The 20,446-nt window shown below is 65.6% G+C and carries 21 protein-coding genes and 1 pseudogene; 15 read left to right on the plus strand and 7 right to left on the minus strand.

The window, feature by feature from the left end:
* Window positions 1-265: 265 nt before the first annotated feature.
* The 3 genes from ACPEES_RS11265 to ACPEES_RS11275 are packed head-to-tail and all read left to right on the plus strand — an operon-like array spanning window position 266 to window position 2,188.
* On the plus strand, window positions 266-1,132 hold the full coding sequence (locus tag ACPEES_RS11265) for a CmcJ/NvfI family oxidoreductase (RefSeq protein WP_435103584.1): 867 nt from the start codon (window positions 266-268) through the stop codon (window positions 1,130-1,132).
* Window positions 1,129-1,758: a 2-hydroxychromene-2-carboxylate isomerase gene (locus ACPEES_RS11270; protein WP_435103585.1), complete on the plus strand. Its 630-nt coding sequence runs from the start codon at window positions 1,129-1,131 to the stop codon at window positions 1,756-1,758. The genes ACPEES_RS11265 and ACPEES_RS11270 overlap by 4 nt, the downstream gene beginning before the upstream one ends.
* Window position 1,759: 1 nt before the next feature.
* Window positions 1,760-2,188, plus strand: a complete 429-nt coding sequence (locus ACPEES_RS11275) for a PaaI family thioesterase (RefSeq protein ID WP_435103586.1) — start codon at window positions 1,760-1,762, stop codon at window positions 2,186-2,188.
* Window positions 2,189-2,270: 82 nt separating this feature from the next.
* Here ACPEES_RS11275 and ACPEES_RS11280 read toward each other — a convergent pair whose 3' ends face one another.
* Window positions 2,271-2,867 carry a LysE family translocator gene (locus ACPEES_RS11280; RefSeq protein WP_435103587.1) on the minus strand — a complete coding sequence of 199 codons (597 nt, stop codon included), beginning with the start codon at window positions 2,865-2,867 and terminating at the stop codon, window positions 2,271-2,273.
* A 262-nt stretch (window positions 2,868-3,129) separates the two neighbouring features.
* On the opposite strand from ACPEES_RS11280, the gene ACPEES_RS11285 reads away from it, so the two are divergent.
* Both ACPEES_RS11285 and ACPEES_RS11290 read left to right on the plus strand, forming a co-directional pair.
* Complete coding sequence (locus ACPEES_RS11285) at window positions 3,130-3,660, plus strand: hypothetical protein (protein WP_435103588.1); 531 nt, start codon at window positions 3,130-3,132, stop codon at window positions 3,658-3,660.
* Window positions 3,660-4,307 (plus strand): hypothetical protein, encoded by a 648-nt coding sequence (locus ACPEES_RS11290; protein WP_435103589.1) that lies wholly within the window; start codon window positions 3,660-3,662, stop codon window positions 4,305-4,307. The genes ACPEES_RS11285 and ACPEES_RS11290 overlap by 1 nt, the downstream gene beginning before the upstream one ends.
* A 135-nt stretch (window positions 4,308-4,442) precedes the next feature.
* Here ACPEES_RS11290 and ACPEES_RS11295 read toward each other — a convergent pair whose 3' ends face one another.
* On the minus strand, window positions 4,443-4,841 hold the full coding sequence (locus ACPEES_RS11295) for a DUF1127 domain-containing protein (RefSeq protein WP_435103590.1): 399 nt from the start codon (window positions 4,839-4,841) through the stop codon (window positions 4,443-4,445).
* A gap of 165 nt (window positions 4,842-5,006) precedes the next feature.
* Between ACPEES_RS11295 and ACPEES_RS11300 the strand changes: the two genes are divergently transcribed.
* The gene (locus tag ACPEES_RS11300; protein ID WP_435103591.1) at window positions 5,007-5,945 is read left to right on the plus strand and encodes a transcriptional regulator GcvA; all 939 of its coding nucleotides are present in this window, start codon (window positions 5,007-5,009) and stop codon (window positions 5,943-5,945) included.
* 42 nt (window positions 5,946-5,987) lie between these two features.
* On the opposite strand, the gene ACPEES_RS11305 is transcribed toward ACPEES_RS11300, so the two are convergent.
* Window positions 5,988-7,388: a DegQ family serine endoprotease gene (locus tag ACPEES_RS11305; RefSeq protein ID WP_435103592.1), complete on the minus strand. Its 1,401-nt coding sequence runs from the start codon at window positions 7,386-7,388 to the stop codon at window positions 5,988-5,990.
* A gap of 161 nt (window positions 7,389-7,549) precedes the next feature.
* Window positions 7,550-8,128, minus strand: coding sequence for a hypothetical protein (locus ACPEES_RS11310; protein ID WP_435103593.1), 579 nt, complete (start codon window positions 8,126-8,128; stop codon window positions 7,550-7,552).
* A gap of 166 nt (window positions 8,129-8,294) precedes the next feature.
* Here ACPEES_RS11310 and ACPEES_RS11315 point away from each other — a divergent pair.
* The 5 genes and pseudogenes from ACPEES_RS11315 to ACPEES_RS11335 all read left to right on the plus strand — a co-directional run.
* Window positions 8,295-8,456 (plus strand): annotated as a pseudogene (locus tag ACPEES_RS11315) (response regulator transcription factor); the annotation flags it as partial.
* Window positions 8,457-8,523: 67 nt separating this feature from the next.
* A complete protein-coding gene (locus ACPEES_RS11320) occupies window positions 8,524-8,739 on the plus strand; it encodes a LuxR C-terminal-related transcriptional regulator (protein ID WP_435103594.1) in 216 nt (71 codons plus the stop codon).
* 403 nt (window positions 8,740-9,142) lie between these two features.
* A complete protein-coding gene (locus ACPEES_RS11325) occupies window positions 9,143-9,523 on the plus strand; it encodes a helix-turn-helix transcriptional regulator (RefSeq protein WP_435103595.1) in 381 nt (126 codons plus the stop codon).
* Between the two features lie 272 nt (window positions 9,524-9,795).
* Window positions 9,796-10,434 (plus strand): hypothetical protein, encoded by a 639-nt coding sequence (locus tag ACPEES_RS11330; RefSeq protein ID WP_435103596.1) that lies wholly within the window; start codon window positions 9,796-9,798, stop codon window positions 10,432-10,434.
* Between the two features lie 122 nt (window positions 10,435-10,556).
* On the plus strand, window positions 10,557-11,021 hold the full coding sequence (locus ACPEES_RS11335; RefSeq protein WP_435103597.1) for a hypothetical protein: 465 nt from the start codon (window positions 10,557-10,559) through the stop codon (window positions 11,019-11,021).
* Between the two features lie 184 nt (window positions 11,022-11,205).
* On the opposite strand, the gene nagA is transcribed toward ACPEES_RS11335, so the two are convergent.
* From nagA to nagB, 3 genes are all read right to left on the minus strand, one after another.
* Entirely contained in the window at window positions 11,206-12,399 is a 1,194-nt protein-coding gene (nagA, locus tag ACPEES_RS11340) for an N-acetylglucosamine-6-phosphate deacetylase (protein WP_435103598.1), read from the minus strand.
* Window positions 12,400-12,477: 78 nt separating this feature from the next.
* Window positions 12,478-13,350: a BadF/BadG/BcrA/BcrD ATPase family protein gene (locus ACPEES_RS11345; RefSeq protein WP_435103599.1), complete on the minus strand. Its 873-nt coding sequence runs from the start codon at window positions 13,348-13,350 to the stop codon at window positions 12,478-12,480.
* Window positions 13,343-14,134 (minus strand): glucosamine-6-phosphate deaminase, encoded by a 792-nt coding sequence (nagB, locus tag ACPEES_RS11350; protein ID WP_435103600.1) that lies wholly within the window; start codon window positions 14,132-14,134, stop codon window positions 13,343-13,345. Before nagB ends, ACPEES_RS11345 begins: the two co-directional genes overlap by 8 nt.
* A 425-nt stretch (window positions 14,135-14,559) precedes the next feature.
* Between nagB and ACPEES_RS11355 the strand changes: the two genes are divergently transcribed.
* From ACPEES_RS11355 to ACPEES_RS11370, 4 genes are all read left to right on the plus strand, one after another.
* Window positions 14,560-15,375 (plus strand): GntR family transcriptional regulator, encoded by an 816-nt coding sequence (locus tag ACPEES_RS11355; RefSeq protein WP_435103601.1) that lies wholly within the window; start codon window positions 14,560-14,562, stop codon window positions 15,373-15,375.
* 5 nt (window positions 15,376-15,380) lie between these two features.
* Window positions 15,381-17,018, plus strand: coding sequence for a glucose-6-phosphate isomerase (gene pgi, locus ACPEES_RS11360; RefSeq protein WP_435103602.1), 1,638 nt, complete (start codon window positions 15,381-15,383; stop codon window positions 17,016-17,018).
* Between the two features lie 172 nt (window positions 17,019-17,190).
* Window positions 17,191-18,609 carry an OprD family outer membrane porin gene (locus ACPEES_RS11365; protein ID WP_435103603.1) on the plus strand — a complete coding sequence of 473 codons (1,419 nt, stop codon included), beginning with the start codon at window positions 17,191-17,193 and terminating at the stop codon, window positions 18,607-18,609.
* Between the two features lie 68 nt (window positions 18,610-18,677).
* Window positions 18,678-20,360: an ABC transporter substrate-binding protein gene (locus ACPEES_RS11370; RefSeq protein WP_435103604.1), complete on the plus strand. Its 1,683-nt coding sequence runs from the start codon at window positions 18,678-18,680 to the stop codon at window positions 20,358-20,360.
* Window positions 20,361-20,446 lie beyond the last annotated feature (86 nt).

Here is a 20,446-nt window from a genome sequence, read left to right on the forward strand (position 1 = left end):
TCCCGGCGGAGTGTGTTCCGGGTCCAAATTCACATGCGAGTCATTCGCGTCGGGACGCCGTCCTGTGTCGCATGCATTGACTGCATGTGGCCGTGGCGAAAAATGCGTTTGAGTCCCTGGTAGTGCGTAGGTTGAATGCTCGTCGTGCCGTACCTTGGCGAAGGAGAACTCCATGCGATGCACGACGATTCCGGAACGCCCGGTTGCAGAGGCAAAGACTGACCGTTTGGCGGCATACGCTGGGCGAGAGGCGAGCTCGAGTTGGATGCCCGTTCCTCCGGTCGAGGAAACGGTAACGGGAACGCTCGGCTACCTCGAAAGCAGCGAAGCCAGGCCTGCCATCGACATGTACGAGCGCGGGGATGGGCGGCCGCAGGACCCCAATGCCTACGACGTGCGCAACGTCGACATCCGCAATGCCCGCCGCGGGCGACGCACGCGACTGCACAGCGAGGGATTCGAGCTGTGGCATGCGCCGAGTGCGGTCCGCGACTTTCACGATGACGACGAAGTGGTGCGGCGGTATTACCCGGAAGCCGTCGAGCTGGCGTGCCTGGCCACCGGGGCGTCCAGGGGTTATGTGTTCGATCACACGCTTCGTCAACGCGAGGTTGGCCGGCCGGCACTGACATTCGGGCGCCATGGCAACGGCCGCAATCCGGCCGCCGTGGGACGCATTCATAACGATTACACGGAAGCGTCCGGGCTCGCGCGGCTCGGCCTGGTGCTGGAGGACCGAGCGGCCATCGAGCGGGTTTCCCGCTTCGCCATCGTCAACATCTGGCGCTCGATTGCGGGGCCCGTCGTGGATACGCCGCTCGCGGTCTGCGACGCACGGACCGTCTCGTCGCGGGACTTCGTCAGCGCGGAGATCCGCTATCAGGAGCGCTCGGGGGAGATATACCTCATGACGCACGCCCCGGGGCACCGCTGGTGCTATTTCCCGGAAATGGACCGCGACGAGGTGTTGATCTTCAAGCAGTACGACTCCCAGATCAGTGGCACCGCCCGCTTCACGCCCCATGCTGCCTTCGATCTGCCGGCGGTGCCGGACGACGCGCCGTTGCGCCAGAGCGTCGAAGTCCGGTGCCTGGTGGTTTTCGATCGGGTTCCAGGAGGTCGATCATTATGATGGCTCAACGTCAGCAGCAGACTACCGGATCCCGGCTGGAATTCTGGTTCGATCTCGCCAGCAACTACAGCTACCTGAGCGCCATGCGCATTGACCGGGAAGCCGCCCTTCGCGGTGTCGAAGTGACGTGGAAGCCATTCCTTCTCGGGCCCATCTTCCGGGAGCTCGGCTGGACCGGGCCGGTGTTCGTGGTGCAGGAGGAAAAGGGGCGCTATGTCTGGAAGGACATGCAGCGCCAGTGCCGTAAGTATGGCCTGCCGTGGCGCAGGCCCAGCGAGTTTCCCCGCGACAGTCTGCTCGCCACGCGTGTGGCCCTGGCCGGCGGTGATTCGTCCTGGGTACGTGACTTCTGTCGCGAGATCATGCTGCTCAACTTCGGTTATGACCGCGAAGTCGGCTCCGACGAAGCCGTCTCCGGTGCGCTCGGTCGTCTCGGCCTGAAGGCGGGATCGCTAATCCGTCGTGCCAGAGAGGAGGACAACAAGCAACGCTTGCGCTCCCAGACCCGTGAGGCCCGGGCACGCGGGGTTTTTGGCGCACCCACCTTCTTCGTCGGCGAGGAAATGTTCTGGGGCAACGATCGTCTCGACGACGCTCTGGATATGGCGGCGGCACTGGGTGAATGATATGAATGCGCCGGATGCCGATGACCGGCACCGATGGTATGGCGAAGGCTTCGAGGAGTGGTCCCGGGGCGGATTCACCGCATGCCTTGGCAGCGTTTTTCGTCGCGTATCCGAAAATGGGGCCGCCTTGCGGGTGCGCGTGAGCGTAGGGCACTGCAACGCACACGGATGTGCCCACGGAGGCTTCCTGGCAACGCTCGCCGACGTTGCGCTCGCGCAGGGTATTGCGTGCCGGCTGTCGCGTGACGCCCGTATCGTCACGGTCAACCTGGATGTGACCTATCTCCGCTGTGTGTCGATGGGTTCTGTGGTCGAGACCCGGGCCGAGTGCCTGCATGCCGGTACCCGGGTGATGACCGTCCGCGGCGAGCTCTGCGTCGGTGGCGAACCCCACGTGATCGCGCGGGGCCTGTTCGCACGGATTGCCTGACTCACGGGGGAGGCCCCCACGTTCACTCCGCGTGCTCGGACTTGGGGCGGTGCGCCCGACGGGCGCGGGATGACCGCGGCCCCTATCGCCATATCTGGATGATCGACAACGCCAGTAGCACTCCAAGCACGGTGTTGACCAGTCGCCAGGCGCGTTCCGTTCGAAGCAGCCGCGACAGCACGGCGCCGGCAACGGACCACAGCGCCAGCGAGATCGTCGCAGCCGTGCCGAGCGCGCCGGCAAGAACCAGGGCCAGCGCAAGTGGGCTCGCGGCAGCTTCTGTGAATGTCGCTGCCGCCCCCAGCGCCATCGCCCAAGCTTTCGGGTTCAGCCAGAGCAACAGGGCACCACCGATCAACCCCACGGGTCTTTCCAGGTCCGTCGTATCCGATGGCCGTCCGCTTCTGGCGATGCGCCAGGCGAGCCACAGTAGGTAGACGGAACCCACGAATCGGAGGGCGCGCTCGAGCACGGGAATGGCCATTAGCAGACTGGTCAGGCCGAGTGCCGCCGAAGCGCCCAGCAACGCGAGTCCTGTGGCGATGCCGGCGATGAGCGGTACGGAGCGTTGCAGACCGAAGCGGGCGCCGGAGGCGGTCGCCAGCGTGGTGGCACCACCCGGGGTGATCGTCGCGATCATGGCAAATGCCGCGAGCGGCATCAGGGAGCTTTCCGTCATGGTCGGGTATCGACTCGCTGGTTTCATTGCGGTTCATAGCCTCGCCGGGCGACAGCGTGAACCGACCGGGTTCTGCCAACCAGCGGATATTTCTGATCGAAGCGTTAAGCAATCGTTATTGCATATGCGAGCACGCCGGAGACGGTGCGATTGCGCGTGGCGCAACTGCCCGATCGTCGGCACCGGGGGCTCTTGGTGCGCGGCAGTGCGGCACCGCCGGCTACAATTGCGAAGGTGAGGCGGCGGACGAACGGAGGCCGCCATGAGACCGTTCCCCGCTCCGCAGACGCGCCGTGCGCTGGTGCCGCTGCTAACGCTCGTCACGTTGCTTGCGGTGATGGCGGGGGCGCCGGCTCTCGCCACCGACGCCGGGGAGGGCGCGCGCGGCCCGCTGGACGGCATGGACTTCGTCGGCGACTTCGGGCCGGCGGGAGGGCCTGCCGACAGCCGGGATACCCTGCATTTTCGCGACGGCCGCTTCTGGTCCGGCAGTTGTGTGCCCTGCGGTTATCCGCCGGGGGCGTACTGGGTTCGCGTGACCGGTGACGGTATTCACTTCCGCGGTGAGCTGGAGAATCCAGAAGGCGGCCGGTTCGTCTACGTCGGTGTGGTGCGCGATGGCCGCATCGAGGCGCATATCAACTGGCGCCGGGAGCGGTGGTACTGGACCATTGACCGGGATTTCCGTTTCGAGGGCCGCATCGCCGATGTTCAGCCCGCCTACGCGAACGTCGCCGCCGCTCGCGAGGCCGCATTCGGTGGCCCTGATCCCCGTCGCGATTGCCAGCCGTAATGCGCCGCCGTGCCATATTGCTGGTGCCGCTGTATGTCGGCCTTATTGTCGGTGGCTGGCTGGTGGGCGACGGGTTGGTGGGCGTGGTGGAGGTGGATGTTCGCCCGAGCAACGAAGCGCGGGTGCACGCCATGATCATGACCACGACGGCGGTGTACATGCTCGCCTCGGCGGTGCCGTTCGTGCCCGGTGCGGAGATCGGGCTGGCGCTGATGCTCACGCTGGGACCGCCAATCGCCCTTCTCGTCTACCTCAGCATGGTCGTGGCGTTGACGACGGCATATCTGGTCGGACGGTTCGTGCCGCTGGCGTTCATCGCGGCGGTGTTCGCGTTCTTCGGGCTGGAACGGGCGCGTCGGTTGGTGGCGGAGATGGTACCGTTGGACGGCGAGGCGCGCCTGGCCCTGCTCACTGAGCGGGCGCCGCCCCGGTTCATTCCACTGCTGCTGGGCCACCGTTACGTCACCCTCGCCGTGCTGCTCAACGTCCCGGGCAACACGCTAATCGGCGGCGGTGGCGGCATCGCGCTGGTGGCCGGCATGAGCGGTGTGTATTCTTTCGCGCGGTATCTCGCGACGGTGGGAATCGCGGTGGCGCCGGTCCCGTTGCTGGTCATGACCACCGGTTACATGCCCGGGTTATACTAACCTTTCGAAAAGGTTAGTAATTTCGTGCGAGTCCAGGGGCGGGGCGAGCCCGCGGCCTTCCAAGCGTGCCAGCGACGCCTGCGCCTATGGGCTCGCACCGGTGCCCCGGGGATAGCTATCGTCATCGGTAATGCGTTACGCCGTGTGTCGCCAACGACGGTGTCGCGGTCTCCGGTTGGTGTTCAGCGGCGAGACCGTCGCGTTCATGCCGCGACGGCGCATCCCCCGCGTCCGGCGGCCTGCGGCGGTGCTTGCGTCGGCCAGGGTGGGGATGTCGTACCGCCGAATGCCGATGTCCCGCAGAAGGCCATCGTCGAGGGCACTAAGCTCCCGCAGCGAGGCCCGTCTCCGCCGGCGCCGATCGAAGCCGGCCGCAACCGCACGAAGTCCACGGCCGATCCCTTTGAAGAACTCGGCGTACACGGCTGACCGCGCCGCGCGGGCGCGTTCGGCATAGCGCTGCATTTGCCGGTCGTCGAGTTGCAGCGCCCGTCCGTAGCGTTCACCGAGGGATGTGCGCGTCATGCCGGTCATGGTGACCTCCCGCCTGCCACAGGGCAGTCTAATGGTTTAGTTACTCTTGATCGCGATTCGTCTCGTTCATCGCGTTAAGGTCAATATCCTCTCTTGTAAACGCATGGACAAACGAGTATTCATGGAATTATGGAAAAGTAATTCTTAACCATTCGGGATGTTGCCATGAGCCGCCGACTGCCACCCTTGAACGGACTTCGCGCCTTCGAGGCCGCGGCGCGTTATCTCAGCTTCACCAAGGCCGCTGAGGAGCTCCACGTCACACCCGCGGCGGTGAGCCAGCAGATCAAGACACTGGAAGCGTACGTGGGAACGCCGCTGTTCCGCCGCCTGACCCGGGCGCTGCGGCTGACCGAGGCGGGGCAGGCTGCCCTGCCGGCCCTCCAGGAGGGGCTCGATAAGCTCGCCGAAGCCGACCGCATATTGCGTGGCCATCACGACGATCGCGTACTGACCGTGAGTGTCGCGCCGTCGTTCGGCGCCAAGTGGCTGGTGCCCAGGCTGGAGGGGTTTCGTCGCGCGTATCCGGACTACGACGTGCGCATAGACGCTACCGACCGGCGTGCCGACTTCTACGAGGACAACGTGGACGTCGCGCTGCGTTACGGTCGCGGGCATTACCCGGGTCTGGCCGTGGAGTGCCTGCTGGCCGAGGCGGCCATTCCCGTGTGCAGCCCGGTTTTACTGGACGGCGACCATCCATTGCGTGCGCCGCGGGATCTGCGGCACCACACGCTGCTTCACGTGCAGTGGCAGACGGAGAGCGACGCGGCCCCGAGCTGGCGGATGTGGCTGCGGGCGGCCGGCGTCGAGGACGTGCTGGACGCCGATCGCGGCCCTCGTTTCAGCCTGGAGAGCATGGCGGTTCAGTCGGCGATCGACGGGCACGGCGTGGCGCTGGTCTCGGGGGCGCTGGTCGCCGACGATCTCGCCGCGGGGCGGCTGGTAAGGCCATTTCCCAAAGCGGACGACGAGGCGACGGCGTTCCGCTATTACGTCGTCTATCCTGCCGCCTACCTGCAACGCCCGAAGGTTGCGGCCTTCAGGGACTGGGTTATGAAGGAGGCGGCCGGCCCGGGAGGGCCGACGCCGGCGGATGTGTGACGGCGGGGCGGAGGCCCCCGGGGCCGGGGGCTTGCGACGGGACTAGCGTGCGACCACGTAAAGCGCGGCGTCGCCGCGGCGGATGTGGAGCAGTAGCCGATCCTCGCCCTGTGCGATCTTGCGGAATTCCGACAGGGAGCTGACGGGCTGGCGGTTCACGGAAGTGATGACGTCGCCTTCCTCGAGGTAACGCGCGGCGGGCGCATCCGGCGTGATGCCAGCGACCATGATGCCCTGCACCTCGCCGTGGAGCGGTGAACGGGGGTCGAGCTCGGTGAGTTTCACACCCTCGAGAACGCCCTCACCGGATTCGTTGCCGCTGCCGCCGGTCTGAGCCGTCCGCTTTGCCGGCTCGGTGATGGTGGCGGTCATGGTGCGCTCGTCGCCCTCGCGCACGATCGTGAGCTCCACGTCCGTGCCGAGCTTGGTGAGGCCGATGACTTTCGCGAGCTCGCTTGCGCTCTCGATGGGTTCGCCGTCCACGGCGATGACGACGTCACCGGTGACGAGGCCCGCCTTGTCCGCCGGCGAATCCGGTTTCACCTGGGAGATCAGGGCACCGTCGGTTCCATCGAGCGACATGGCCTCAGCGATATCCATGCTTACGTCCTGGACGTGCACACCGAGCATGCCGCGGCGTACCTCGCCGTACTCGACGAGCTGATCCATCACCGTTTCGGCCATGTTGACGGGCACGGCGAAACCGATACCGATGTTGCCACCGGAGCGCGAGAGGATGGCGGAGTTGATGCCCACCAGCTCACCGTCGAGGTTCACTAGCGCGCCGCCCGAATTGCCCGGGTTGATGGAGGCGTCGGTCTGAATGAAATCCTGGATGCGGACTTCGGAGGCGCGGCCGGCGAGGGTCCGCCCCTGGCCGCTGACGATGCCGGTGGTCACGGTGTGGTTGAGGCCGAAGGGGTTGCCGAGGGCAACGACATAGTCGCCGGTGCGCAGGTCGCCGGAATCCCCCATGTCCACGGCGTGAAGGTTGTCGGCGTCGATCTGGATGACCGCGATGTCCGTGTCGGGATCCGATCCGATGACCTCGGCCTTGAAGGTGCGCTCGTCGTTGAGACCGACCTTGATCTCGTCCGCGTTCGCGATGACGTGATGATTGGTGAGGATGTAGCCCTCCCGCGCGTTGACGATTACCCCGGAACCCAGGGACTGCACGCGGCGCTGGTGCTGCGGCATCTCGCCCTGATCGAAGAAGCGCCGGAAGAAGGGATGCTGCATCAGGGGATTCTGCTTGGCTTTCACGGTCGCCGACGTGGCGATGTTGACCACCGCCGGCGAAACCTCGTCCACCAGCGGGGCGAGGCTCGGGTTGCCGTCGGAGCCGCCGGTGTCGGGCAGGGCCGCCGAAGCCACTCCGGCTCCGCCCAGTGTGATGGCCAAAGTCATCGCGAATGCGCGAAGCAACGCTTGTGGTCGCTGCATCTATGCCTCCTTATGCGTTTCGAGGAGCGTGCGGTGTAAAACCGTGTACGCCTGCCCCGACTCGCTGGCGCACCCGTTGGTTCCCGCGCGCTCGCCGCCGCAATGGACTACCGCCATCTCGCGGGGGATCGTCCGGATCGTCGTGCCAGCGCTTGGAGGCGCTACTGTGGGCGGTGTCCGAACCCGATGGGCAGTTGCAGGCGTTCGCCGATCTCGCGGACCTGGTCGCCGGGTTTCACGGTGCGGATGCGGAAGGCGCGAGGCGGTTCGAGCCGCGCGAGCGTGCGGGCGTCGTCGCTTACCAGAATCCAGCCGCGAACCACGAGATCGAGACATTCATCCGCCGGGCCTGCCAGGACCGTCGGATAGCTGCTCGCCGCAAGCGCACGGGCAAGGTCGGCAAGTGCGGCGGTAACGACGAAGCGTGGCCGGCGCAATGGCCGGCCGGGCAGGTGGGTCATCGACTCGATATCAAGGGTTTCGAAGACCGGATAGATGGACACGCGGTCGCCGTGGCGGAGCCGGTGGCCGAATCCGGCGGACTCGCCGTTGACCAGGACCAGGTCGACCGCCGCTGCTGGCACGCCGCAGGCGGTGATCGTGTCACCGACACAAGCGTCTGCCCGCACGCAGTGCTCGAACGCCCGTCGGCGCACCGCGGCAGGCAGGTAGTCATTGAGCTCTTCGTAGAAACGCAGAGTGACGATGTTGCCCATGACATGCCCGCCCGATCGCGCCATTGTTCATGCTAGCTCGGACCAACCCGGATCGAATAGGCGTCTGCGGCGACTGCATCGGCGACGTGTCACTGCTAACACAATCGAAATAAGCATATTCACGGGGGTGCGGGGAAGCGTCAGCCGCGGGTGATCCTGGTCGGCTCGCGTCCCAATCGGTTCCGGGGGCATGGAAAAGCTTACACCTAGGGAGCGGGAGGTGTTGCGCCTGATCGGGACTGGATTGAGCTGCCGCGGGTTGGCGCAAACCCTGGACATCGCCGAGCAGACCGTGCGCAAGCACCGAACGAATATCTGCCGCAAGCTCGGATTCGACAGCGCCGCGCGGTTGATCGCCTATGCCGTGCGCGAGACCCTGGCGGCCAACCCCGCTGGCCCGTCTTTTCGATACCACCGTCATGAATCGGCTCTCGCCACGGCAACGCCAGGTCGTGGCGGGCATCGTCGCCGGCATGACCAGCAAGCGCATCGCCCGGGATCTCGGCGGCATCAGTCCGCGTACCGTGGACAAGCACCGCGAGGAGGCCATGCGCACCCTCGGCGTTCACGACGTGGCCTCGCTCGTACGGCTAGTTTCCGGGGTGCGATCGTCAGGCAGCGACGGGCCATACTAATCCGATCACAGGTAATGCCACATGTCAGCGAGGCAGTCGGGTGTTCTCGCAAGGCGCGAGGCGCGTGGTGTAGCAAGCGCTACGTGAGCGACGAGCAACGCCGCGAGAGCGCCCGACTGCCTCGCCCGAAGGGAGCGCTTGTGCGATTCGGCTGCGGCGTTGCGCTCACTCGACGTGAGCCTTGCCACGCCTTCGCTCGCGCGCCTGGCAGCCGAATCGCACAAGCGCTCTGACATGTGGCATTACCTGTGATCGGATTAGTAACCACGACCTCCGCGTTGGGCATCCACCGCGACTACGCGATTGGAGGTATTTTCGTGGCGGGTCCGGCTTTCCAGGCTCGTGGGTGACGTGACCGGCGCCAGCACGCCGGCCCACCCACAGGGAGAGGTCGTTGCGCGCCATGGACGATTCGCACTCCGATAGCACGATTCCGCCCCACGAGTGGTACGCGCAGAGCCTGTTCGACCACGCACGGGCATTCATAGAGCGCCACTACGGCGATCACCATCTCACCGCCGCCGATGTTGCCCGGGGAATAGGCTGCTCGCGGGCAGCGCTTTACCGCATGTTCGCGCGTCGCGGACAGACGGTAGGGCAATGCATTCGCGATGCTCGTCTGGACCGGGCCCGTTGGCTGCTCGAGAACGCCGCGCCGGAAGTTCCCATCGGTGTGATTGCTGACCGCTGCGGTTTCGACGACCTGTCCAGCTTCGGCAAGAGTTTCCGGCGGCGTTATGGCGTGTCCCCGCGAGAATATCGTCGCCGGGCGGGTGCCCGCTGATTCCCGCGGAAGCGCGCACTGATCATGTCGAAACCGGAATGTTCCGGTTGGCACCCGTTTTTCCGTCGGGTTCCGCAAGTAACCGGATACGCTGGGCCCAATAATCGAAACAACTAACCGAATTCCCGATACGCGCTGACTAACGCCGAAAGCAGGTCCCGGGAGAGACTGAAATCGTCGCAATTAGCCGTTTCCTTGAAAGCACGGCGAAAGCGACGAACGGTGTCAGGACAATGGCGCTTATTTTCCAGTTCGCATGAAGGAGTATTCCCATGGTCGACTACAGCCTGCAACTGCTCTTCGACAAGAAGGCGCTGCGTGAGGTCAAGGACGCCAAGCAACGGATCATGTTGGCAAAGCCCGTCAACGGGGAGTCGCCGAACGTGATCTGGCTGTCCATCGATCCGTTTCAGAGCACGGAGGTGACCTGGTCGGAAGAGTACGGCATTTACGCTTCCAACGCGGCGTTCAAGCACGGTGCCAACATCGTCAAGATCTCCGAGACCGGGGTGCCGGCCCAGGATGGCGCGTTCTACACGCTGACGCCGGAGACGGTGTTCGAGGGGCCGGTTTCCGACGGGAGCGTGCCCCGTGGGACGTTTGCCGCGCACAACCACGTGCCCTTCAACGCCGATCCGTCCCTGACGTTCGGGCTTACGCAGTCGGCGCTGATCAACCAGGAGCCTGCAGAGCGCAAGCCCATTTCGGCGACGCCGGTACTGGCGACCCAGTCGGTGACGATGACGCCGTTCACCTACGTCTATGTCTGGCTGCAGTCGGAGTTCCGCAGCGAGACGATCATCAGCCGGATTTTCGGCACGCACACAGTGGCGAAGTTCGGTGGTGGCGTCAACGACATCACCCTGCAATACAACGCCCAGCTCGGCAAGTTCACGCCCAGGGACGAATGACGGTCGTCACTGCCCGAACCCGGCTGCATTGCAGCCGGGTTCGCTGGACACGGCGATTGCCGGGCACGCTGCGTTCTTTGTATTGGGAATCACGAGATGAGAAATGAAACGGAGGCAATTCGATGGAACCGTACGATATCACCCGTTTGCCGAGCGACCTGCCGGCGTGGTTGTCCGATCGATTGCTCGAACCGATTCTCTATGTCGAAGGCGGTTGGGAATACTGGTTGCAGATCGATTTCCCAAGCTGGCTCGATGTCAAAAGCGGGATGCAATACGATTTTCGTCGCGAAGTGACGGTGGGCAGCGTTCGTCTCGACTGGCTCATTAACGACAATTCTTTCAATGCAGAACACTGGGCCGTGGAGCTCAAGGCGCAGACCCACAAATATCCGATGGACCGATTCGTGCGCGCGGTCAAGGCGGACCTGGACAAGCTCTCTCGGCTCGACCGCGGGGCGTTCGAGCCGCTGATGGTGGCGGCCGCTATCGATGAGACCACCTACGACGCGCTCGTGACGCAGTTGGGGTTCACCGACATCTGCCAGTGGGGTAGCCAGGTGGCGTTCGTGTGGCGGCAGCCGTAGAAATGCGTGCGCCCCCGGGGGTTGCACGGACAACGTGACGCGCCCGGTGTCGGCGGCCGGAAACGGGCGCAAACACCGGTCGCGTTCTTGAAGGCACGTTATCACGATGAAATGCGATGCCCGTATCGGGCTGTTCATGCGCCGGCACGATTGACGATCGTCATGGCCGGACGCGGGTGACCGGTCAGCCGGGTCCGCTGCCCACCCCGATGCGCGCCGGGGGGGCGGCCGGGGCATCGCTATCGGCTACCCCGTCGATCCAGGTGCCGACGACGCGCAGATCGTCGTCGAGGGCGACGAAATCGGCGCGGTAGCCCGGACGTATGCGGCCGTACTCGGCATCGATGCCCAGGAAGGCGGCCGGGTAGAGGGAGGCCATGCGCAGCGCCTCCTCCAGGGGCAGGGCGAGAAGGTCCACCACGTTGCGCACGGCGCGGTCCATGGTGAGGTCGGAGCCGGCGAGGGTGCCCGTGGCGCTGGTGACACGGCCATTGGCGCGGTAAATGGTCTGGCCGAGGAACTCCAGCTCCCTGTGGGTCGATCCCGCCGCGTGCACGGCGTCGGTGACCAGCATGATACGCCCGCGCATTTTCGCGCTCACGGCGACCCGGGCAGTCGCCGGGTGGACGTGGTGCCCATCCACGATCAGCCCGCACCAGGTATTCTCGCCGGCGAGGGCGGCGCCGACCACACCCGGCTCGCGGCTGGTCATGGGCGTCATGGCATTGAACAGGTGCGTGAAGCCCCGCAGGCCTTCGCTCTGGGCGCGGCGGATGTCCGCATAGGTGCCGGCAGTGTGCCCGGCAGCGACGATCACGCCGCGTTCGCTGAGCTCGGCGATGAAACCTTCCCTGACGCGCTCGGGGGCAACCGTGACGAGGGTGGTCGCCTCGTCGCCGAGCCTCGAGAGAAGCGTCACGGCGTCGGGCTCGGGTGTGCGGATCTTCTCCTCGCGATGAATGCCTTTGCGTTTGGGGTTGAGGTAAGGCCCTTCGAGATGGATGCCGAGCAGCCCGGGCATGGCCGCGCGGCGTGCTTCGGCCACTGCGTTCAGGGCCCGCTCCATCACCGCGCGATCGTCGGAGATCAGGGTAGGCAGAAGACCGGTGGTGCCGTGGCGCCGGTGAGCGGCGACGATGCGGGCGATCCCCTCGCTGCTGGGCTCGTCGTTGAAGAGCACGTCGGCACCGCCGTTCACCTGGGTGTCGATGAACCCCGGTGCGATGATCAGCCCGTTCAGGTCCACGGCATCCGCGATCGGGTCAACCCCGCTTGGCTCGGGGACGACGCTCACGACGCGCCCGCAGTCGACGAACACCGTGTGCCGGTCCAGCATGCGGTCGCCATCGAATACCCGTGCGTTGCAAAGCGCTTTCATGCAGTCACTCCCATGGGCCTCGTGCCTTGCTCCATCGGCGCACAGACCGGCTGACGCATGACAATACCTCTGAGAAGATTAGTCACTTCCATCCTTGGCCAGTATCAGTCCGCCGTCCATAGCATCGCCGCGGGCGGCGACCAGATGTGCTCGTAATGGTTCGCCGATGGCGGGGCGCAGCCGTTCGCCGAGTCCGCCCAGTATGCATACGTGTTCGGCGCCCAGCTCGATCATCCCCCGTATCAGCCTCTCCGCCTCGGCCAGCTCGCGGGCGATGAGCTCCTGTGCCAGCGTATCGCCGCCATCGGCGTGGTCGCAGACGAGACGGGCGAAGCGCGCGTAGTCTCTCGGCGTCGCGGTGCTCTGCCAGCCGACCACGGTGTTCGGGTCCCGCTGGAAGTGCTCCAGCACGGCTTCGGTGAGCACCGTGGCGGGGCGGAAACCGTCCAGTGCCAGTAGCGACTCGCGCAAGGCGAGCAGCCCGAGCCAGGCGCCGCTGGCATGGTCGGAGGCCGGGAAGCCCAGCCCGCCGACGCTACGGAAACGGCCGCCGTGGCGAATCATGCCGCAGGAGCCGGTGCCTATGATGAGGATGGCACCGTCGCCTCCGGCGAAAGCACCGAGCTGCGCGGTGTGCGCGTCGGTGAGGATGCGTGCCCGCGCGAACGGATGCGGGTGAGCGAGCATCGATGCACGGTCGCATTCCCGTACGGCGCCAGCGAGACCCAGCCCCGCTGCCGTGTGCGCGAGCACCGACAGTTCCAGCCCCGCCGCCGCCAGCGCCTGCTCCGTCGCTGCAACGATGCTCGCCCAGGCTGTATTCACGCCGCGCTGGACGTTCGCGCAGCCGGCGCGGCCCTCCGCGAGCGCATGACCGACGTGGTCGTACAGGCGTGCGCGGCAGGCGGTGCCACCGCCGTCGACGCCCACGAAGTAGCGGATGTCAGCCATGGCATTGCTCCGCGGCGAGTCGCCGGGCTTCATTCTCCACGTGTTCGTAGTACTCGACCTGCTGCAGCAGGCTCGCGGCATCCCGGTCGACGAGGATTACCGCATCGTTGTGCCATTGCAGCGCAGACGCCGGCACCATGGCGCTCAGTGGGCCTTCCACGGCATTGCGAACCGCCGGCGCCTTGGCGCGTCCGGTAGCCAGCAACAGTACTCGCCGGGCGTCCAGTATGGTGCCGATGCCCATTGTGATCGCCAGCCGCGGCGGTGTCTCGCCGGGGCCGAAGAAACGGCTGTTCGCCTCGATGGTGCTGGGCGTGAGGGTTTTCAGCCGGGTGCGCGAGGCCAGGCTGGAGGTCGGCTCGTTGAACCCGATGTGACCGTTGCGGCCGATACCCAGCACCTGCAGGTCGATGCCGCCGGCGTCGCTTATCGCCTGCTCGTAGCGTTGCGCCTCATCGGCCGGGTCGGCAAGCCCGTCGGGAACGTGGGTGCGGGACGGGTCGATATCCACGTGATCGAAGAGCTCCCGGTTCATGAACGCACGATAGCTCTGCGGGTGATCCGGGGCGAGTCCGACGTATTCGTCGAGATTGAATGACGTCGCGCGCGCGAAACTCACCGCACCCGCGTGGTGTCGGCGAATGAGCTCGCCATATAGCCGCACCGGCGTGCTGCCGGTGGCGAGCCCGAGAACGCAATCCTGCCCGGGCGCAAGCGCCTCGCAGACACAATCCGCCGCGATGTGGGCCACGTGGTCCGCGCTCTCAGTGATGATCACGCGCATCGAACTTCCTCCTCGTCGGGGCCTGCCGCCCGTCTGCTCAGTGAGCGTACGTCAAAAGATACCTTTTAAATACCATGCGCGCAATACCAGCCCCGCAGGCGCCCGGCGATTGCCGGTAGTGTCGGCGATTCGGGACGCCATGGCACAACAGGTGTGACATGTGGGTTGCAATGGATGCTTAATGGTTCTATTATCTCGGCGAATCTACAACCCAATAAAGGCCGATTCGGGCTGGTCGGCTCCCAGAGGAGAGGATTGGTTTGATAAAGCGGTGGGTGGAACAAACAGAGGATTGGTCGGTGCTACCACACCGCTCGAGCCCTGTTGCTCGCCGTGGGCGTCGCGATTGCCATACCATTGGCATCAGGGTGTGGCCGCCGGTGCGACCGCATTGCCCTCATAGCGACGCGAAGGGAGAGGAGCCAATGGGCCAGCTTGAAGAACGAGTATACGGGCTGTTCGGCGAAGCGGGATCGCTGACCCGGGAGGGAGCGCCGCTTTACATGCAGATGCAGGCGCGCCTGCGGGCGGCCGTGCGTGACGGTGCGTTGCGCGCCGGAGAGGTTCTGCCGCCGGAACGTGAGATCGCCAACGCCATGGGTGTCTCGCGGGTGACCGTGCGACGGGCGATTGACGATCTGGTCGACGAGGGGTTGCTCACCCAGCGTCAGGGCGCGGGCACCTTCGTGACCGACCGCGTGGAGCAGCCGCTCAACCGTCTGCGCAGCTTCAGCGAGATCATCCGCGAGCGCGGCCAGGAGCCGGGATCGCGCTGGCTGGAGCGGTCCGTCGCCATGCCGGGCGAGGAAGAGAAGCGCGCGCTTGCCCTCGACGACTTCGACGAGGTGACGCGCTTCTTCCGGCTGCGCACCGCCGACGGCAAGCCCATGGGGCTGGAGCTCGCGACAACGCCGACACGGTTTCTGCCGAATCCGTTCGAGGTGGAAGGCTCGCTTTACCAGGTTCTCGGTGCGCGAGGCCTGCGGCCGGTCCGGGCGCTTCAGCGTCTGCGGGCCGTCGCCGTTGACGAGCAGCGTGCTGCCTATCTCGACATCGCGCCCAACAGCGCGGTGCTCTACATCGAACGTCTCGGTCTCCTCGATGATGGCACTCCGGTAGAGTTCACACGCTCTTGGTTTCCCGGTGATGCTTACGACTTCGTGGTGGAAATCCAGCACCAGACGGCAGGTGTGCCCGCCCAGCGACAGGCGGCACAGCAGGCCGGAAGTACAGAGGAGTGAACGAGATGACGGCACTACGCAACGATTCTGTCTGGCAGCGGCTCGTGGCGCACAGCGAGCGCCTGCAAGGGCGCCGTATAGAGGCTCTGTTCGATGCCGACCCGGCCCGCTTCGAGCGCTATTCCCATCGTGCCGGGGGCGTGCTGCTCGACTATTCCAAGAACCTGCTCGACGATGCGGCGCGCGAGGACCTGCTGGCCCTCGCCGAGTCCCGGGACGTGGCCGGGTGGCGGGAACGGCTGTTCGCCGGTGAGCACATCAACAACACCGAGGATCGGGCGGTGCTCCACGTTGCCCTGCGTCAGCCCGGCGTATCCCGGCCCGTCGATGGCTACGACGCCGGTGAGGCCGTGGCGCGGGAGCTCGAGCGGATGACCGCGTTCGCCGAAGCCGTTCGCAGCGGTGAAGCTACCGGCATCAGCGGCCGCGCTTTCACCGACGTGGTGAGCATCGGTATAGGCGGCTCCGACCTGGGCCCGCGACTGATTGCTGACGTGCTGGCGCCATGGGCCGCCGGCGGGCCGCGCCTGCATTTCGTCTCCAATGCCGACGGTGCCGAGGTAGCCACCGTACTCCGCGGGCTTGATCCGGAGACCACGCTGTTCGTCGTGGCCAGCAAGAGTGGCGGCACCCGGGAGACCCTGCTCAACGCGGAGACGGCGATCGCCTGGTTCGGCAACGGTGCTGACCGTGCCGAGGTGCTCGCACGGCATTTCGCCGGCGTTTCCGCCAGCCAGGACAAGCTCGCCGATCTGGGGATCGCCGCCGAGCGCCGGTTCCGGCTCTGGGACTGGGTCGGTGGCCGCTACTCGCTGTGGTCGGCGGTGAGTCTGCCGGTGATGATGCACCTCGGCCCATCGATCTTCCGCGAGTTCCTTGCCGGTGGTGCCGATATGGACCGCCACTTCCGCGAGGCGCCGGCCGAGGAGAACCTGCCGGTACTCCTCGCGCTGCTCAACGTCTGGAATACCACTGCCATGGGCGCCGCCAGCCAGGCGATTCTGCCTTATGACTGGCGTTTGCGCCGGCTGCCGGATTACCTCCAGCAGGCGGAGATGGAGAGCAACGGCAAGCGTGTCACCCGCGAGGGCGAGCCGGTGTCGACGCACACGGGCGTGGTGCTCTGGGGGCGCTCCGGGATCGACGGTCAGCATGCGTTCTACCAGTTCCTGCACCAGGGCACGCAGGTCGTGCCGGCGGACCTCATCTGCGCCGTCGCCGACGAGGACGACCTGCCGGAGCACCGTCGTGAGCTGCTGGCCAACTGCCTCGCGCAATCGAGGGCGATGATGCTCGGCGTCGACGAGGAGACGGTGCGCGCGGAGCTGGCCGCCGATGGCATCAGCGGTGATCGGCTCGATCTCCTCGCCGCCCACCGGGTGCACGAGGGTAACCGGCCCACCAACACCTTGCTGCTGGACCGGCTCGACGCAACGGGGCTCGGCCGCCTGGTGGCGCTCTACGAGCACCGGATCTTTGTCGAAGGCGTGATCTGGGGGATCAATTCCTTCGACCAATGGGGCGTTCAGCTCGGCAAGACGCTCGCCGGAGAGCTGCGCGGCGCGCTGCAGCCGGGGGCCGATGCCGGAACGTTCGACGGCTCCACGACGGGGCTGCTGGGCGTTATCCGCGGGGGCGGATAGCGCCCCGGGGCGGGCCGCGCCGGGCACGGTAGAAGCGGGCGTCCCAGGGATAGCGAGAGCCAATGACGCCGGAGGGGGGCGTCGGCTCTCCCGGAGTTCGGGGAGCGGGTGAAAGCCCGGTCCGGACCTTCCCTGCAAAAGAGAATGCGCCAACACAGGAGGGGAGCGCACAATGAGAAAACGCTCGCATCTGACCACTACCGCACTGGCGGTGGCCGCCGCACTCGGCGGTGGTCTCGCGGCCGGGGGTTATGCTCCCCCGGCACAGGCCGCCGGATTCATCGACGATTCCGACGTCAGCGCCAACCTTTTCTACTTCCAGCGCAACCGCGTGCGCAAGAACGACGACGGCGATTACGTCACCAGCCTCAATCACGGCACGGCACAGGCGAACGTGGCCTTTACGTCCGGCTACGCGGCGGACACCGTCGGCTTCGATTTCTCCGCCTTCGGTGCCCATGACCTGGTCTTCGACGAGAGCAGCGCACCGGATCACGAGTTCGCGTTCTTCGAGGACGAGTACGCCGAGTACTTCGAGGAGGGGTGCACTGCTGCCGATTGCCCGCCGGAGAGCGGGGTGAGCATCTCCCAGGCGGCGGCGAAAGTGAAGTTCCTCGACGGTAGCGTGAAGGCCAAGGCGGGTCTCACGCAGCTGTCCGTGCCGGGGGTGATCGGCGTCAACTGGTCCTATCAGCCAGGCACCTACCGTGGTGCCCAGGTGGAGGGCAACTTCGACAACCTCTACCTCACCTATGCCTGGGCGGACGAGTACAAGGCACCCTGGTACAAGCGCACGGCGCCGTTCAGCGCGGTCAAGGCGTGGAACGTCCCGAGCGCCGGCGACGACGCCGAGGTCGATTTCATCCACGGTGTCGGCGCCCGTTACAGCTTCGACAACGGTTTCGGTATCCAGGCGGGGTACGGCGAGGCCGAGGATCTTTCCCAGTCGTATCACCTGAAGCTTTCCGACGATTACGACGTGCTCGACGGGCTGGACGTCAGCTATCAGTTCTATGGCACCGAGACGGAAGGCGAGTTCAGCTACTACGAGGACATGGCCTGGCTGCAGGCGCTCACCTCGAAGCTGCGCAGCGGACCCTATACGTTCCGCGCGGAATTCACCGCGGTGGAGGCCGAAGGGGCGGAGGGCAACTACCTTCCGCGCCTGACCCGCGGTTACTCCAACTCCCAGGGCGGCCTGGAGATCTGGTGGGACGCCCGCTCCGACTGGAACGAACACAACGAGAAGGCGGTATTCCTGGGTGTCTGGCGCGATCTCGACGACTGGGTCGGCGCCCCGGGGTGGAACGCCGGCGTTTCCGCCGCTTACGGCTGGGATGCCACCAAGCAGATGCAGACCGCCGACGGCGACTGGGTGGACGATCCGGACGCGCCCACCGGCGAGGAGTCGGCGATCAACCTGGACCTCTCCTACAAGGTCCAGGAAGGCAACCTCAAGGGCACCTTGTTCAAGCTGCACTACACCAACTACAACAACCACCAGGATGAGCTCGGCAGCTGGTACTACCCCAATATGTTCCAGTCCGAGCATGACGTGAAGTTCCACATCATCATGCCGCTGAACATCTAGGCGGCGCCGGCGCGGTCGGTGCCGCCGGCCGCGCTGCTGCTCGTTCGCAATCAACGAGGAGAGCAATAATGAGCAAACGGATTTTCGGTATGGGCAGCGCGGCGGCACTGGGATTCGCCGCGGCCCTGGGGGGCTATACCGGTAACGCGGTGGCCAACGGGGCGACCAGCGTGACCGTGGTGCCGGAGTTCTATACGGCGTTCACCCGTAACTTCAACCCGTTCCTCTCGAGCCGCCTGCATACGACGCAGCAGTTCATCTACGAGCCTCTGGCCGTGTTCAACGAGGCGCATGGCAACGAGCCCGTCTTCCGCCTGGCCACGGATTACGAGCTCGCCGACGATTTGAAGAGCATCACGTTCACCCTGCGCGAGGGGGTGAAGTGGTCCGACGGCGAGGCATTCAACGCCGATGACGTCGTGTTCTCGTTCAACCTGGTCAAGGACAACGAAGAGCTCGACATCGAGGGCATCAACGAGTGGGTCGAGCGTGCCGTCAAGGTGGACGAGCACACCGTGCGCTATGAGCTCAAGGCCGCCAACAGCCTGATCGCCAACGAGATCGTGTTGACGCCCATCGTTCCCGAGCACGTCTGGGGCGACGTGGACAACCCGGTCACTTACACCAACGAGAACCCGGTGGGCACCGGCCCGTTCACCGAGATCCGTGATTTCTCCCAGAATCTCTACGTCCAGTGCGAGAACCCCGATTACTGGGACGCGAGCAACCTGGACGTGGACTGTCTGCGGGTCCCGCAGATCGCCAACAACGATCAGCTCCTCGCCAAGCTGATCAACGGCGAGCTCGACTGGACGTCGTCGTTCGTGCCGGACATCGAGGCCACCTACGCCTCCAAGAGCGAGAACTACAACTACTGGTTCCCGGAGGCAGGCACCACGGCGCTGGTGCTCAACTACGAGGCCCCGGCCGAGGGTGACCGCGAGGCCATCAACTCCATCAGCTTCCGCCGGGCGCTGTCCATGGCGGTGGACCGCGAGGCGGTGGTGGACTTTGCCGCTTACGGCTACGGCGCGCCCAACCACGATGCCTCCGGCATCTGCTCCAACCAGGCAGCCTGGCGCGACGAAGCCGTCTACGAGCAGTACCAGCCGTACATGACCTATTCGCCGGAGAAGGCCAAGGCCATGCTCGACGAGGCGGGCTTCACCGACGGCGACGGCGACGGCTTTCGCGAGACGCCCTCCGGCAAGCCCATCGAGCTCACCATCATTACGCCCAACGGCTGGACGGACTTCAACAACGTCGGGATGATCACCGCCGAGATGCTCGGCGAGGTGGGCATCCGCGCCGAGGCGTCCACGCCGGAGTTCGCCGTGCTCAACCAGAAGATGGCCCGCGGCGACTACGACGTCTCCTTCACCAATTACTTCTACGGCCCGACGCCGTTCACCTACTTCGATCGCGCCTACAACTCCAAGTACCAGGCCGGCGAGCAGTTCGGCCGCTTCGCCATGCACCACTTCGAGGACGAGAAGCTCGACAACCTCATCGACTCGTTCCTCAAAACGCCCACCAAGCAAGCGCGTGAGGGCGTGGTGCACAAGATCCAGGAGCGGATTGCCTCGCAGCAGGTCACGGTACCGGTGTATTGCAGTGCGTACTTCTACCAGTACAACACCAGCGATCTCGCCGGCTGGTGGAACGAGGACAATGCGCGCGGACGCCCAATGATCTGGGCCGGCATTCCCGAGCGTCTCCTCCATGTCCTCGACCTGAAGCCCAGGCAGTGAGGGCTCGCCTTGGGGCGGCCTGACGGCCGCCCCTGTTCTGATTCGCGCTCACGCGCGTGCCATGCATCTGCGGGTATCGACGAGGC

It is taken from the genome of Arhodomonas sp. AD133 (assembly GCF_051195215.1).
Classification (GTDB): domain Bacteria; phylum Pseudomonadota; class Gammaproteobacteria; order Nitrococcales; family Nitrococcaceae; genus Arhodomonas.

Bases quoted from the DNA above. Each gene is read 5' to 3' on its own strand.
- ACPEES_RS11265 (WP_435103584.1), top strand. From the start codon at position 266: ATGCCCGTTCCTCCGGTCGAGGAAACGGTAACGGGAACGCTCGGCTAC.
- ACPEES_RS11270 (WP_435103585.1), top strand. From the start codon at position 1,129: ATGATGGCTCAACGTCAGCAGCAGACTACCGGATCCCGGCTGGAATTC.
- ACPEES_RS11275 (WP_435103586.1), top strand. From the start codon at position 1,760: ATGAATGCGCCGGATGCCGATGACCGGCACCGATGGTATGGCGAAGGC.
- ACPEES_RS11280 (WP_435103587.1), bottom strand. From the start codon at position 2,867: ATGACGGAAAGCTCCCTGATGCCGCTCGCGGCATTTGCCATGATCGCG.
- ACPEES_RS11285 (WP_435103588.1), top strand. From the start codon at position 3,130: ATGAGACCGTTCCCCGCTCCGCAGACGCGCCGTGCGCTGGTGCCGCTG.
- ACPEES_RS11290 (WP_435103589.1), top strand. From the start codon at position 3,660: ATGCGCCGCCGTGCCATATTGCTGGTGCCGCTGTATGTCGGCCTTATT.
- ACPEES_RS11295 (WP_435103590.1), bottom strand. From the start codon at position 4,841: ATGACCGGCATGACGCGCACATCCCTCGGTGAACGCTACGGACGGGCG.
- ACPEES_RS11300 (WP_435103591.1), top strand. From the start codon at position 5,007: ATGAGCCGCCGACTGCCACCCTTGAACGGACTTCGCGCCTTCGAGGCC.
- ACPEES_RS11305 (WP_435103592.1), bottom strand. From the start codon at position 7,388: ATGCAGCGACCACAAGCGTTGCTTCGCGCATTCGCGATGACTTTGGCC.
- ACPEES_RS11310 (WP_435103593.1), bottom strand. From the start codon at position 8,128: ATGGCGCGATCGGGCGGGCATGTCATGGGCAACATCGTCACTCTGCGT.
- ACPEES_RS11320 (WP_435103594.1), top strand. From the start codon at position 8,524: ATGAATCGGCTCTCGCCACGGCAACGCCAGGTCGTGGCGGGCATCGTC.
- ACPEES_RS11325 (WP_435103595.1), top strand. From the start codon at position 9,143: ATGGACGATTCGCACTCCGATAGCACGATTCCGCCCCACGAGTGGTAC.
- ACPEES_RS11330 (WP_435103596.1), top strand. From the start codon at position 9,796: ATGGTCGACTACAGCCTGCAACTGCTCTTCGACAAGAAGGCGCTGCGT.
- ACPEES_RS11335 (WP_435103597.1), top strand. From the start codon at position 10,557: ATGGAACCGTACGATATCACCCGTTTGCCGAGCGACCTGCCGGCGTGG.
- nagA (WP_435103598.1), bottom strand. From the start codon at position 12,399: ATGAAAGCGCTTTGCAACGCACGGGTATTCGATGGCGACCGCATGCTG.
- ACPEES_RS11345 (WP_435103599.1), bottom strand. From the start codon at position 13,350: ATGGCTGACATCCGCTACTTCGTGGGCGTCGACGGCGGTGGCACCGCC.
- nagB (WP_435103600.1), bottom strand. From the start codon at position 14,134: ATGCGCGTGATCATCACTGAGAGCGCGGACCACGTGGCCCACATCGCG.
- ACPEES_RS11355 (WP_435103601.1), top strand. From the start codon at position 14,560: ATGGGCCAGCTTGAAGAACGAGTATACGGGCTGTTCGGCGAAGCGGGA.
- pgi (WP_435103602.1), top strand. From the start codon at position 15,381: ATGACGGCACTACGCAACGATTCTGTCTGGCAGCGGCTCGTGGCGCAC.
- ACPEES_RS11365 (WP_435103603.1), top strand. From the start codon at position 17,191: ATGAGAAAACGCTCGCATCTGACCACTACCGCACTGGCGGTGGCCGCC.
- ACPEES_RS11370 (WP_435103604.1), top strand. From the start codon at position 18,678: ATGAGCAAACGGATTTTCGGTATGGGCAGCGCGGCGGCACTGGGATTC.